The 13,124-nt window shown below is 74.8% G+C and carries 10 protein-coding genes; 9 read left to right on the top strand and 1 reads right to left on the bottom strand.

The genetic code is table 11. The features are described from left to right. Positions 1–143: 143 nt before the first annotated feature. From AC07BS_RS19960 to AC07BS_RS19940, 5 genes are all read left to right on the top strand, one after another. Positions 144–2,564, top strand: a complete 2,421-nt coding sequence (locus AC07BS_RS19960; protein ID WP_478933482.1) for an MFS transporter — start codon at positions 144–146, stop codon at positions 2,562–2,564. A gap of 131 nt (positions 2,565–2,695) precedes the next feature. Further along, positions 2,696–3,223, top strand: coding sequence for a hypothetical protein (locus tag AC07BS_RS19955; protein ID WP_478640268.1), 528 nt, complete (start codon positions 2,696–2,698; stop codon positions 3,221–3,223). Positions 3,224–3,418: 195 nt separating this feature from the next. Beyond that, positions 3,419–4,252, top strand: a complete 834-nt coding sequence (locus AC07BS_RS19950) for a M55 family metallopeptidase (protein ID WP_478641079.1) — start codon at positions 3,419–3,421, stop codon at positions 4,250–4,252. Then, the gene (locus AC07BS_RS19945) at positions 4,245–5,609 is read left to right on the top strand and encodes a M20/M25/M40 family metallo-hydrolase (RefSeq protein ID WP_478933480.1); all 1,365 of its coding nucleotides are present in this window, start codon (positions 4,245–4,247) and stop codon (positions 5,607–5,609) included. The genes AC07BS_RS19950 and AC07BS_RS19945 overlap by 8 nt, the downstream gene beginning before the upstream one ends. Positions 5,610–5,614: 5 nt before the next feature. Next, on the top strand, positions 5,615–7,603 hold the full coding sequence (locus AC07BS_RS19940; protein WP_478933478.1) for an LpqB family beta-propeller domain-containing protein: 1,989 nt from the start codon (positions 5,615–5,617) through the stop codon (positions 7,601–7,603). A 24-nt stretch (positions 7,604–7,627) separates the two neighbouring features. Here the strand turns inward: AC07BS_RS19940 and AC07BS_RS19935 are convergent, their stop codons facing one another. After that, positions 7,628–8,443: an ABC transporter ATP-binding protein gene (locus tag AC07BS_RS19935; protein WP_478933476.1), complete on the bottom strand. Its 816-nt coding sequence runs from the start codon at positions 8,441–8,443 to the stop codon at positions 7,628–7,630. A gap of 158 nt (positions 8,444–8,601) precedes the next feature. Here AC07BS_RS19935 and AC07BS_RS19930 point away from each other — a divergent pair, with 158 nt between their 5' ends. The 4 genes from AC07BS_RS19930 (at position 8,602) to AC07BS_RS19915 (ending at position 13,121) form a co-directional block, all read left to right on the top strand. Continuing rightward, a complete protein-coding gene (locus AC07BS_RS19930; protein WP_478640259.1) occupies positions 8,602–9,396 on the top strand; it encodes a 2,3-dihydro-2,3-dihydroxybenzoate dehydrogenase in 795 nt (264 codons plus the stop codon). Between the two features lie 165 nt (positions 9,397–9,561). Next, positions 9,562–10,806: an isochorismate synthase DhbC gene (gene dhbC / locus AC07BS_RS19925; protein ID WP_478640256.1), complete on the top strand. Its 1,245-nt coding sequence runs from the start codon at positions 9,562–9,564 to the stop codon at positions 10,804–10,806. Continuing rightward, the gene (locus AC07BS_RS19920; RefSeq protein ID WP_478640254.1) at positions 10,803–12,452 is read left to right on the top strand and encodes a (2,3-dihydroxybenzoyl)adenylate synthase; all 1,650 of its coding nucleotides are present in this window, start codon (positions 10,803–10,805) and stop codon (positions 12,450–12,452) included. Before dhbC ends, AC07BS_RS19920 begins: the two co-directional genes overlap by 4 nt. A 36-nt stretch (positions 12,453–12,488) precedes the next feature. Next, positions 12,489–13,121, top strand: a complete 633-nt coding sequence (locus AC07BS_RS19915) for an isochorismatase family protein (RefSeq protein ID WP_478640251.1) — start codon at positions 12,489–12,491, stop codon at positions 13,119–13,121. Positions 13,122–13,124 lie beyond the last annotated feature (3 nt).

The following is a 13,124-nucleotide window of genomic DNA, read 5'->3' as shown; positions in this document are numbered from 1 at the left end:
CGCGGGGGCGTCGTGCCTAAACCGCCTCCGACCGGCAGAAAGTGCCGTGTCCGGCGCTCCCCCGCAAATCGTCGCGCTTGCTGGCCGTTGTCGCGTAATGCGAGAAATGGGCGGCAACGCAGGCGCGACGAGGGGAGTTGTTCGTGGGCGGGTCCACCGTCGAGACCACCTTGGAGAAGAGCGCGAGGACGCTCGCCCTGCCCCCGACAGCACCCGCCCCCGCCGACCCGGGCCCCGCGCCCGGCCCGGCCCGGGTCCGCCTGGTCTTCGCCGGCCTCATGCTCACGCTCCTGCTCGCGGCGCTCGACCAGACCGTCGTGGCCACGGCGCTGCCCAGGATCGTCGGCGAACTCCACGGCCTGGAACGGATGTCGTGGGCCGTCACGGCCTATCTGCTGACGTCCACCGTCGTCCTGCCGCTCTACGGCAAGCTCGGCGACCTGACGGGCCGCAAGGCCGTCTTCGTCCTCGCCATCCTCGTCTTCGTCGCCGGCTCCGGGCTCGCCGGCGCCGCCCGCACCATGGACCAGCTCGTCGCCTTCCGCGCCCTCCAGGGCGTCGGGGCCGGCGGACTGCTCATCGGCGTCCAGACCATCATCGCCGACCTCGTCCCCGTCCGTGAACGCGGCCGCTACATGGGCGTCATCAGCGCCGCCTACGGACTCGCCTCCGTCGCCGGGCCGTTGCTCGGCGGCTTCCTCACCGACCACGCCTCCTGGCGCTGGTGCTTCTACCTCAACGTCCCCCTCGGCCTCGTCACGCTCGCCGTCGTCGCCGCCGGCCTCAAGCTGCCCCGGCCGCCGCGCCGCGCCCGCTTCGACGTCCTCGGCGCGCTGCTGCTCACCGCCGCCTCCACCTGCGTGATCCTGCTGACCACCTGGGGCGGCACCGAGTACGCCTGGACCTCCCGGACCATCCTCGGCCTCGCCTCCGGCGCGCTCGGCACGGCCCTGCTCCTCGTCGTCGTCGAGCACTTCGCCGCGGAACCGATCATCCCCCCGCACCTCTTCCGCGACTCCGTCTTCACCGTCACCGCCCTCCTCGGCGCGGTCACCGGCGTCGCTCTCTTCGGGGCCGCGAGCTATCTGCCCACCTTCCTCCAGATGGCCGACGGCGTGGACGCCACCGCGTCCGGGCTGCTGATGCTGCCCATGATGGGCGGCATCGCCGTCGCCTCCCTCGTCGCCGGCAGCCTCATCAGCCGGACCGGCCACTACAAGCTCCTGCCCATCCTCGGCGGCGCCCTGTCCGCCGAGGGCATGTACCTCCTCTCCCACCTCGACGCGCGGACCGGCCGGCTCGTCTACAGCCTCTGGATGGCCATCCTGGGCGTGGGCATCGGCCTGGTCCTCCCCGTCCTCGTCCTCGCCGTCCAGAACTCCGTACGCCCCGCCGACCTCGGCACCGCCACCAGCTCCCACAACTACTTCCGGCAGATCGGCGGTTCCATCGGAGCCGCCGTCTTCGGCACCCTGTTCGCCCACCGCCTCTCCGCCGCCCTGGCCACCGAACTCCCGCCCCGCGCCGGGCTCCCGGCCCCGGACGCCCTCACCCCGCGACTGGTGCACGCCCTCCCCGCGCCGCTGCGCGACGGCTACGTCAGGGCCTACGCCGACGCCATGCCGCGGGTCTTCCTCTACCTCGTACCGGTGCTCATCGTGGGCTTCTTGCTCGCCTTCCTGCTGAAAGAGAAACCGCTGGTGTCCCACAACGCTCCCCCCGAGACCGCCACCGTCCCCTCCGCGCGCCACGCCGCGCCGCCCGCCGAACCGGCGGCCCCGCCGCCCGCCGCGCCGTTCGTCGCCGGCATCCCCGTGACCGGCTCGGTCCAGCACCACGACGGCACCACCGTGCCGCGCGCCGCCCTCACCCTCATCGACATCCAGGGCCGCCAGATCGGCCGGGGCGCCAGCGGCGCGGACGGGCGGTACGCGCTGAGCACGCCCGGCACCGGCTCGTACGTCCTGATCGCCGCGGCGGGCGGCCACCAGCCGCAGGCGGTCACCGTCACCGTCGGCGAACGGCCCGTCGAGCTCGACGTCATCCTCGGCGGCGCCGGCCGGCTGGCCGGCACCGTGCGCACCGCCGACGGCACCCCGGTGCGCGAGGCGCTGGTCACCCTCACCAATGTGCACGGCGAGGTCGTCGCCTCCACCCGCACCGGCCACGACGGCGGCTACGTCATCGGGGAGCTCGTCGCCGGCGAGTACACCCTCGCCTCCAGCGCCCCCGCCTTCCGTCCCGCCGCGCTGCCGGTCACCGTCCAGTCGGCCCGCGAGACCCGGCAGGACATCGAGCTCGCGGGCGGCGCGGTGCTGCGCGGCACGGTCCGCGCCGGCGGCGGACGGCCCGTCGAGGACGCCCGGGTCACGCTGCTGGACGCCGCCGGGAACGTGGTCGACTCGACCATCACGGGCGCGGACGGCACATTCCGCTTCGTCGACCTCTCGGCGGGCGAGTACACGGTCGTCGCCGCGGGCTACCCGCCCGTGGCGACGGTCCTCCAGGTGGCCGGCGGCGGGCGCACCGAGCGGGACCTCCAGCTGGGCCACGCGGACCACTAGGGCGGGCATCGGGGGGCCGACCGGCCCGGTTTCCCGCGGTAGTTCGGCGATTGCCCGGTGGGGCGGGCGCGCCGGGCCCTACCGTGGTACTGGTGAGTAGAACGTGCCGAGGCGCGCGAAGGAGCACATCCATGAACCGTGGCACGTCCGTTCCCGGGCGGGTTCCGCTCGCGGTCGTCGTGGTGGGGCCCGGAGGCGTGGTGACGCACTGGAGCAGGGGTGCGCGCGAGCTCTTCGGCCGGCGCGGCGAGGAGGCCGTGGGCCGGGCCGCCACCGACCTGATGCCCGTGGGCGGCGCGCTGCGCGGCCCGGCGGGGCCCGGGTCCGCCCGGTCGGGGCGGGCCCGCGCGGACCGCGGCGGGGCCGGCGGCCGGGTGGAGGTGCTCTGGTGGGCCTATCCGCTGTCCGGCCCCGGCCCGGAGCGGATGCTGGTGCTCGCCGCGGACGCCGCGCGGCTGCCGGACGACACCCGGCGGCGGGCCGTCCCCGCCTTCGCCCCGCACTCCGACCCCTACGCCGCCGAGGAGCTCGCCGGGCGGCTCCCCGGCGTCCTGCCCGGCATGGGGGCCGCCGCGAGCGGGCGTATCGCGGCCCAGGTCCTCGAACGGGGCTGCCCGGTCCTGGAGATCGGGCGGAGCGGCCGGGTCCAGGGCCACTGAACCCCACCGGCCTCGTCCACCTGCTGTAGCGGCGGGTGACGCCCGTACGGTCCGTCCCGCACGTCCGCGCCGACGCCGACTACGTCGATCCGGTGAGGGGTGACCGGCACCGCCCGCCCGTTCCGGCGCCCGCGGCGACGAACCGGTGCCGAGGCCGGTGTACGCGCTTCGCGGCTGCGGTAGGACTGGTGCATGGTGAAGATCCTGATCTCCGCGGACATGGAAGGCGCCACCGGTGTGACGTGGCCGGGTGACGTGCTGCCCGGCACCCCCGGGTGGGAGCGCTGCCGGCACCTGTTCACCTCGGACGTCAACGCCGCCGTCGCCGGCTTCTTCGACGGGGGCGCCGACGCCGTGCTCATCAACGAGGCGCACTGGAGCATGCGCAACCTGCTGCTGGAGAAGCTGGACGAGCGCGCGGAGATGATCACCGGGAAGCACAAGACGCTCAGCATGGTCGAGGGCGTGCAGCACGGCGACGTCGACGGCATCGCGTTCGTCGGCTACCACGCGGCGGCCGGGGCCGAGGGGGTGCTCGCCCACACCTATCTGGCCAATTCCCTCACCGGCGTCAGAGTGAGCGGCAGGCGCGCCAGCGAGGGGTTGCTCAACTCTCTGGTGGTCGCCGAATACGGTGTGCCCGTGGTGCTGGTGACCGGCGACGACCGGACCTGCGAGGACGCCCGCGGATACGCCCCCGCGGCGCGTGCCGTGGCGGTGAAGGACTACGTCTCCCGGTACGCGGCCGTGTGCCGCACCCCCGCCCGGACGGCGGCCGACATCCGGGCCGCGGCGAAGGAGGCCGTGGCGCTGGCGGTGCGGCACGAGCCGGTCCGGAGCGGTCCGTTCACCGTGGAGCTGGAGTTCGACGCGGAGCATCTGGCCGGGGCCGCCACGGCGGTGCCGGGCGTCGAACAGACCGGCGAGCGCCTGGTCGCCTACACCATGCCGACCATGTACGACGCGATCCGCTGCTTCAAGGCGGTCACGACCGTCGTGTCGGCGGCGGTGGAGGACCAGTATGGCTGACAGCATCGACGACAGAGCGCTCGCGGAGGCGGTGGCCTTCACCTCCGACCTGATCAGGATCGACACCACCAACCGCGGCGGCGGGGACTGCCGGGAGCGGCCGGCGGCCGAGTACGTCGCCGAACGGCTCGCGGAGGCCGGCCTGGAGCCGCTTCTGCTGGAGAAGGAACGCGGCCGGACCAACGTCGTCGCCCGGGTGCCGGGCACCGATCCGGCGGCCGACGCCGTCCTGGTGCACGGGCACCTGGACGTGGTGCCCGCCGAGCCCGGCGACTGGACCACCCACCCCTTCTCGGGCGAGGTCCGTGACGGCGTGGTCTGGGGCCGGGGCGCCATCGACATGAAGAACACGGACGCGATGGTGCTGGCCGTCGTACGGGCCTGGGCCCGGGCCGGGGTGCGGCCGCCGCACGACGTGGTGCTCGCCTTCACCGCGGACGAGGAGGACCAGGGCGTCGTGGGCGCGGGCTTCCTCGCCGACGAGCACGCGGCGCTGTTCGAGGGATGCGTGGCGGGCATCGGCGAGTCGGGGGCCTACACCTTCCACGCCGGCGGCGGCCTGCGGCTGTACCCGGTGGGCGCGGGGGAGCGCGGCTCCGCGTGGCTCCGGCTGACCGCCCGGGGCACCGCCGGGCACGGCGCGAAGGTCAACCGCCGCAACGCCGTGACCAATCTGGCCGCCGCCGTCGCCCGCATCGGGGAGCACCGCTGGCCGGTGCGGCTCACCCCCACCGTCCGGGCCGCGCTGCGCGGCATCGCGGCCGCCCAGGGCATCGAGGTCGACGTCGACGCGCCCGGCCTGGACGTGGACGTGCTGCTGGAGAAGCTGGGGCCGGCCGCCGCGCTGGTGGCCGCGACGGTCCGCAACAGCGCCAACCCGACGATGCTGGACGCCGGGTACAAGATCAACGTCATTCCGGGGCAGGCCGTGGGCTTCGTCGACGGGCGCACGGTGCCGGGCGGCGACGAGGAGTTCCGTATCACCATGGACCTGCTGACCGGTCCCGATGTGGAATGGGACATCTACCACGGGGAGGTGGCTCTGCAGGCGCCGGTCGACGGACCGGTGTTCGCGCGGATGCGCGCCGCCCTGGAGCGATGCGACCCGGAGGGGAGAGTGGTGCCGTTCTGCATGTCCGGCGGGACCGACGCCAAGCAGTTCTCCCGCCTGGGCATCGCCGGCTACGGCTTCTCGCCGCTGCGGCTCCCCGAGGGCTTCGACTACCAGGCGCTGTTCCACGGCGTCGACGAGCGGGTGCCCGTCGACGCCCTCCACTTCGGCGTCCGGGTGCTCGACCACTTCTTCATGTCCCCCCTGCACGACGACCAGCACCACCCCTGTCACGAGGAGGAGTAACGACGATGGTGTCCACGACGCCGTACGGAGCCTGGCGGTCCCCGATCGACGCAGCGCTCGCCGCATCGCACGACAGCAGGCCGGAGTACGTGGGCATCGTGGGCGACGAGGTGTGGTGGGTGGCCTCCCGGCCCCGGGAGGGCGGCCGGATGACCCTGGTCCGGCGGCGCGCCGACGGCGTGGAGGAGTCCGCGCTGGACGCCCCGTGGAACGTCCGCACGCGTGTCGTCGAGTACGGCGGGCGGCCCTGGGCGGCGGTGCCCCGGGCCGGCCGGGGCCCGCTGGTGGTCTTCGCCCACTTCGCGGACCAGCGGTTGTACGTCTGGGAGCCGGACGACCCGGCGGGCGCCCCGCCCCGCCCGCTGACCCCGGTGTCGGCGGTGGGCGGCGGGCTGCGCTGGGCCGATCCCCTCCTGCTGCCCGACCGGGGCGAGGTGTGGTGCGTGCTGGAGGAGTTCACGGGGGAGGGGCCCGGGGACGTCCGCCGGGTGCTCGCGGCCGTGCCGCTGGACGGCTCGGCCGCCGGGGAGCGTTCCGCCGTACGGGAGCTGACGGACGACCGGCACCGCTTCGTGACCGGCCCCCGGCTCTCCCCGGACGGCCGGCGGGCGGCGTGGATCGCCTGGGACCACCCGCGCATGCCCTGGGAGGGCACGGAGCTGAAGATCGCCGAGGTCGGCGCTGACGGGCCGTTCACCGGCATACGCACGGTGCTGGGCGGCCCCCGGGAGGCGGTCGCCCAGGCGGAGTGGGCGGCGGACGGCTCGCTGCTGGTGGCGACGGACCGGACGGGCTGGTGGAACCTCCACCGGCTGGCCCCGGACACCGGGGAGCTGGTGGCGCTGTGCCCGCGCGAGGAGGAGTTCGCTGGGCCGCTGTGGCGGCCGGGGACGCACTGGTTCACCCCGCTGGAGAACGGCCTGGTGGCGGTCGTGCACGGCCGGGGCGCCATGGTCCTGGGCATACTCGACCCCGAGACCGGTGAGCTGGTGGACGCGGCCGGGCCGTGGACGGAGTGGGCGGCGACGGTGTCCTCCAGCGGCAGCCGGGTGGTCGGCGTGGCCGCCAGCCCGCGCAGCACGTACGAGGTGGTCGAGCTGGACACCGGGACGGGGCGGGCCCGGGCGATCGGCGCCCGGCACCTGGACCCGGTGGACCCCGCGTACTACCCGGAGCCGCTGATCCGCACGTTCACCGGCCCGGACGGGCGGGAGATCCACGCCCATGTCTATCCGCCGCACAGCCCGGACCACGTGGCGCCCGCCGACGAGCTGCCGCCCTTCGTGGTGTGGGCGCACGGCGGCCCGACCGGCCGCTCGGCGCTGGTGCTGGATCTGGAGATCGCCTACTTCACGTCCCGGGGCATCGGCGTGGCGCAGGTCAACTACGGCGGCTCGACCGGCTACGGGCGGGAGTACCGCGACCGGCTGCGGGAGCGCTGGGGCATCGTCGACGTCGAGGACTGCGCGGCGGTGGCCGAGGCGCTGGCGGAGGAGGGCACGGCCGACCGGGCCCGGCTGGCGATCCGGGGCGGCAGCGCGGGCGGCTGGACGACGGCCGCCTCGCTCGTGGCGAACGGCCTGTACGCCTGCGGCACCATCCTCTTCCCCGTGCTGGACCTGCTGGTGTGGGCGGACGGGGGCACCCACGACCTGGAGTCGCGCTACCTGGACTATCTGGTGGGCCCGCTCGCCGAGTTCCCCGACCGCTACCGCGACCGGTCGCCGCTCGGTCGCGCGGACCGGATCGACGTGCCGTTCCTGCTGTTGCAGGGGCTGGAGGACCCGGTGTGCCCGGCGGAGCAGACCGAGATGCTGGTGGCGGCGGTCGCCGGGCGCGGGGTGCCGCACGCGTACCTCGCCTTCGAGGGCGAGGGGCACGGCTTCCGGCGCGCGGACTCGCTGATCCGGTCGCTGGAGGCGGAACTGTCGCTGTACGCGCAGGCCTTCGGCATCGACGTGCCCGGGGTGCCCGTGCTCGAACTGGAGAAGTGACCGCGGTGCCCCGCTGACGCGAGGTCAGGCGGCGGCGGCCCCGGCCTCCGCCCGTACGGCCGAGCCGGCGCGGGCGGCGGGGACGACCACCGGGGAGCCGTCGCCGGGGGCCGCCAGGATGTCGGCGTCGACGCCGTAGAGCTCGCGCACGAGCGCGGCGTCGACGACCTCCCGGGAGGGGCCGTGGGCGACGATCCGGCCGTCGCGCATGGCGACGATCACATCGGCGTAGCGGGCGGCACTGGCCAGGTCGTGGAGGACCATCAGGACCGTGCGGCCGGCGGCGGCGACCTCGCGGACGAGCTCCAGGACGTCGACGGCGTGCCCGAGGTCGAGGGCGCTGGTGGGCTCGTCCAGCAGGACGACCGGCGTCTCCTGGGCGAGGACCATGGCCAGCCAGCAGCGCTGCCGCTGGCCGCCGGAGAGCTGGTCGAGGCGGCGCGCGGCCAGGGCGGCGGTGCCGGTGGCCTTGAGCGCGGCCCGTACGGCGCGCTCGTCGTCGCGCGACCACTGGCGGAACAGGCCCTGGTGGGGGTGGCGTCCGTAGCGGACGAGCCCGGCGACGGTGACGGCCTCGGGCGCCTGCGGCGACTGGGGGAGCAGGGCGATGCGGTGGGCGGCCGCGCGGGGGGTCAGCGCCCAGAGGTCGGCGTCGCCGATCCGGACGGTGCCGGAGTCGGGCCGGTGGAGGCGGGCGATCGAGCGCAACAGGGTCGACTTGCCGCAGCCGTTGGGGCCGACGACGGCGACGACCTGTCCTTCGGGGACGGCGAGGTCCACGCCGTGCACGACCGGGTGGCCGGGGTAGCCGGCGGTGAGCTGTTCGACGACGAGTCGCATGAGGTTAGCCTAACCTAATGTCGCGCGCCGGGTTTCCCGCGCGGCTTTCTCCCGTTCTCTCATGGGCATTTGACGCATCGGCCAAACGTTCGTCGCACGCTAATTCCCTTCGAGCGGGTCTGTTGTGTAAGGTAAGGCTTACCTTAATTCGAGTTGGAATGGGGGAAACCGCCGTGGAGCAGTCCGAACTCGCCGGGCGCGTCGCGCTGGTCACCGGGGCCGGACAAGGCATAGGCGAGGCCGTGACCCGCGCTCTCGTCGCCCGAGGGGTACGCGTCGCGGCCCTCGACGCCACGCCGGACGGTGTCAAGAAGCTCGAAGCGGAATTCGGCGCCGACGCGGTGACCCACCACACCGCCGACGTCTCCGACAGTCATGCCGTCGAGACCGTCGTCGACTCCGTCGAGAAGACCTTCGGGCCGCTCGACATCCTCGTCAACGTCGCCGGGATTCTGCGGACTTCGCCCGTCGTCGGGATCAGCGACGAGGACTGGCAGCGCACCTTCGCCGTCAACTCCACCGGTGTCTTCAACGCCTCCCGCGCCGCCGCCCGCCGCATGGCGTCGCGCCGCCGCGGATCGATCGTCACCGTCGGCTCCAACGCCGCCGGGGTGCCACGCACCAGCATGGCGGCGTACGCGGCCTCCAAGGCCGCCGCCACCATGTTCACCAAGTGCCTCGGGCTGGAGCTCGCCCGCAGCGGCGTCCGCTGCAACGTCGTCTCGCCCGGTTCCACCGACACCGCGATGCAGCGCGCGCTGTGGTCCGGCGAGGAGGTCCCCGACCGCGTCCTCGACGGCGACCCCGCGACGTACCGCGTCGGCATCCCCCTCGGCCGTATCGCCGAGCCGTCGGACGTCGCCGACGCCGTCCTGTTCCTCGTCTCCGACCAGGCGCGGCACATCACGATGCACGACCTGTACGTGGACGGCGGCGCGACGCTGCGCGCCTGACGACACGTCATATCGGCTCACCCGTAAGGCCGCCACCCCGCCCGCCCGGTGCCCGGGCGGTCCCGGCGCGCGCCCGGCCGCCCGCCCTCCGACCGGGGGCCAGGGCCGCCGACCCGAACCTCACCCCACGCCCGGTGCGAACCACCGGGGGAATTGGAGCAGCAGGTGACCACCGCTCACCACGTCGCCGACCGGCCGGGCGAGCCCGGCGCGCCCTCGGCGCGGGACGCCGGGACCTCCGGCACCCGGGACGCCGTCGGCGCGGCGACGGCGCTGCTCGACGCGTACGAGCCGGACCGCGACCGCGCCCGCTTCTTCGCCTCGCCCACCCGCACCCTCCTGGCCCACGGCATACGCGCCGAGGTGCCGCACGGCGACGCGCCGCTGGCCGAGCGCGTCCACCGCACCCTCGACGCCGAGCTGCTCGCCGGCAACCCGGCGCCCGTCGTCGTCGGCACGGTCCCCTTCGACCGGACCGCGCCCGCCGTGCTCGCCGTGCCCGAGCGCCTCCGCTGGGCGCCGCCCCTCGCCCAGGACCCGCTGATCGCCCTCCCCGCCGCCGAGCCCACCGCGGCCGGCTGGCAGGTCACGCCCGAGCCGGAACCCGGCGTGTACGGCGCGGCCGTCGCCGAGGCCGTACGCCGCATGCGGCGCGGCGAGTTCAGCAAGGTCGTCCTCGCCCGCACCCTGCGGCTGACCTCCTCCCGCGACCTCGACCTGCCCGGCCTGCTGCAGCGCCTGGCCCGCCGCGACCCCGCCGGCTACACCTTCGCCGTGCCCTCCGGTCCCGGCCGCACCCTGCTCGGCGCCAGCCCCGAACTCCTCGTCTCCCGGCACGGCGGCCGCCTCGTCGCCAACCCGCTCGCCGGCTCCACGCCCCGCAGCGCCGACCTCGCCGAGGACGTGCGCCGGGCGGCCGCCCTGCTGGAGTCCGCCAAGGACCTCCACGAGCACGCCGTCGTCGTGGACGCCGTCCGCGAGGCCCTCGCCCCCTACTGCCGCACCCTCGACGTGCCGGCGCGCCCCACCCTGGTGCGCACCGCCGCCATGTGGCACCTGTCGACGACCGTCACCGGCGAGCTCGCCGACCCGGGCGTCTCCGCGCTGGAGCTGGCCTGTGCCCTCCACCCCACGCCGGCCGTGTGCGGCACGCCGACGGCGACCGCGCGCGACGTCATCGGGGAGCTGGAGCCCTTCGACCGGGGCGCCTACACCGGCATGGTCGGCTGGGGCGACGCGAGCGGCGACGGCGAATGGGTCGTCACGATCCGCTGCGCCGAGGCCGAGGGGCGCACGCTGCGGCTCTTCGCCGGCGCGGGCGTGGTCGAGCAGTCCTCGCCGGAGGCCGAGACGGCCGAGACCGGCGCCAAGTTCCGGACGTTCCTGCGGGCAGTGGGGGTAGACCAGTGACACAGCCGACCGTCGACGCGCCGGGGTATCCGGCCGAGTTCGCCGAGCGCTACCGCGCGGCGGGCTGGTGGCGCGGCGAGACCTTCGGGGGCATGCTGCGCGAACGCGCCGAGCGGCACCCGGACCGGGTGGCGATCGTCGACCCCGCCGGCGGCGGCCGCCGCTGGACGTACGGCGAGCTCGACGCGCGCGCCGACCGGATGGCCGCCGGCCTCCTCGCGCTCGGCATCGGCAAGGGCGACCGCGTGGTCGTCCAGCTGCCGAACATCGCCGAGTTCTTCGAGGTCGTCTTCGCCCTCTTCCGTATCGGCGCCCTCCCCGTCTTCGCGCTGCCCGCGCACCGCGAGACCGAGATCCGGCACTTCTGCTCCTTCACCGGGGCCGCCGCCTACGTCGTGGCCGACGTCGCCGACGGCTACGACTACCGGACGCTCGCCACCGCGGTGCGCGCCGAGGTCCCCACGCTCCGGCACGTCCTCGTCGCCGGGGAGCCGGGCGCCCACACCGCCCTCGCCGACGTGCCCCGCGACCCCGTCGCCGTCCCGGACCCGCCCCGCCCCGACGAGCTGGCCTTCCTCCAGCTCTCCGGCGGCTCCACCGGCGTGCCCAAGCTCATCCCGCGCACCCACGACGACTACATGTACTCGCTGTGGGGCTCCAACGAGATCTGCGGCGTCGACGAGGACAGCGTCTACCTCTGCGCCCTGCCCGTCGCCCACAACTTCCCGCTCAGCTCGCCCGGCACCCTCGGCGCGCTCTACGCGGGCGCCCGTGTGGTGCTCGCCCCGCGCCCCAGCCCGGACGTCGCCTTCCCGCTCATCGAGCGCGAGCGCGTGACCATCACCGGCCTGGTGCCGCCGCTCGCCCTGGTGTGGACCGAGGCCGCGGAGGGCGGGGAGCACGACCTCTCCAGCCTGGAGGTCCTGCTCGTCGGCGGCGCCAAGTTCAGCGAGGAGGCCGCCCGCCGGGTCCGGCCCACGCTGGGCTGCACCCTCCAGCAGGTCTTCGGGATGGCGGAGGGCCTGGTGAACTACACCCGGCTCGACGACCCCGAGGACATCATCGTCAGCACCCAGGGCCGCCCGATCTCGCCCGGCGACGAGATCCGCGTCGTGGACGACGAGGACAACGACCTGCCCGTCGGCGCGACCGGCCACCTGCTGACCCGCGGCCCGTACACCATCCGCGGCTACTGGCGGGCGCCCGAGCACAACGCCCGGTCGTTCACCCCGGACGGCTTCTACCGCACCGGCGACGTCGTCCGCCTCACCCCGACCGGCCACCTCGTCGTCGAGGGCCGGGCGAAGGACCAGATCAACCGGGGCGGCGAGAAGGTCGCCGCCGAGGAGATCGAGAACCACATCCTCGGCCACCCCGCCGTCCACGACGTCGCCGTCGTCTCCATGCCCGACGACTACCTCGGCGAGCGCACCTGCGCCTACGTCGTGCTGCGCGCCGGAGCCGAGCCGGTGAAGTCCATCGCCATCAAGAAGTTCGTGCGCGAGCGCGGCCTGGCGGCCTTCAAGGTGCCCGACCGGGTCGAGTTCGTCGACGCGTTCCCGCGGACCGGCATCGGCAAGGTCTCCAAGAAGGACCTCCGGGCGGCCATCGCCGCGGAGCTCCGCGCCGCCGCCCCGCGGAACTGAGACCCCCGGCCGCACCGAGAGAGGCACCACACCACCATGGCGCTCCCCGCCATCGCCCCCTACCCCATGCCCACCGAGGCCGACCTGCCCGCCAACAAGGTGAGCTGGACCGTCGACCCCGCCCGCGCCGTGCTGCTCGTCCACGACCTGCAGAACTACTTCCTCGACGCCTTCGAGGCCGGCGCCCCGCCGCTGACCGAGCTGCTGGCCAACGTCGCCACGCTGAAGCGGCGGTGCGCGCGGCTCGGCGTGCCCGTCGTCTACTCCGCCCAGCCCGGCGGCCAGAGCCCCGCCGAGCGCGGCCTCCAGCAGGACTTCTGGGGGCCGGGCCTGCCCGCCGACCCGCGGGCCCGCGCCATCCCCGACGCCGTCGCGCCGGGCCCCGCCGACACGGTCCTGACGAAGTGGAAGTACAGCGCGTTCGTCCGTACGGACCTCGCCGAGCGGATGGCGGAACAAGGCCGCGACCAGCTCGTCGTCGTCGGGGTCTACGCCCACATCGGTGTCATGATGAGCGCCTGCGACGCGTGGATGCGCGACATCCAGCCGTTCCTCGTCGCCGACGCCGTCGCCGACTTCTCGCCCGAGGACCACGCGACGGCCCTGCGCTGGGCGGCCGCCAAGTGCGCGGTCGTCACCACCACCGACCGCGTCCTCGAAGGGAAGTGACAC

This window comes from Streptomyces sp. NPDC044063 (genome assembly GCF_056434285.1).
The sequence above is the reverse complement of the archived record's forward strand: the minus strand, read 5'-3'. Positions and strand labels throughout refer to the sequence as shown.

Bases quoted from the DNA above. Each gene is read 5' to 3' on its own strand.
- AC07BS_RS19940 (WP_478933478.1), top strand. From the start codon at position 5,615: ATGGTGTCCACGACGCCGTACGGAGCCTGGCGGTCCCCGATCGACGCA.
- AC07BS_RS19915 (WP_478640251.1), top strand. From the start codon at position 12,489: ATGGCGCTCCCCGCCATCGCCCCCTACCCCATGCCCACCGAGGCCGAC.
- AC07BS_RS19935 (WP_478933476.1), bottom strand. From the start codon at position 8,443: ATGCGACTCGTCGTCGAACAGCTCACCGCCGGCTACCCCGGCCACCCG.
- AC07BS_RS19945 (WP_478933480.1), top strand. From the start codon at position 4,245: ATGGCTGACAGCATCGACGACAGAGCGCTCGCGGAGGCGGTGGCCTTC.
- AC07BS_RS19955 (WP_478640268.1), top strand. From the start codon at position 2,696: ATGAACCGTGGCACGTCCGTTCCCGGGCGGGTTCCGCTCGCGGTCGTC.
- AC07BS_RS19930 (WP_478640259.1), top strand. From the start codon at position 8,602: ATGGGGGAAACCGCCGTGGAGCAGTCCGAACTCGCCGGGCGCGTCGCG.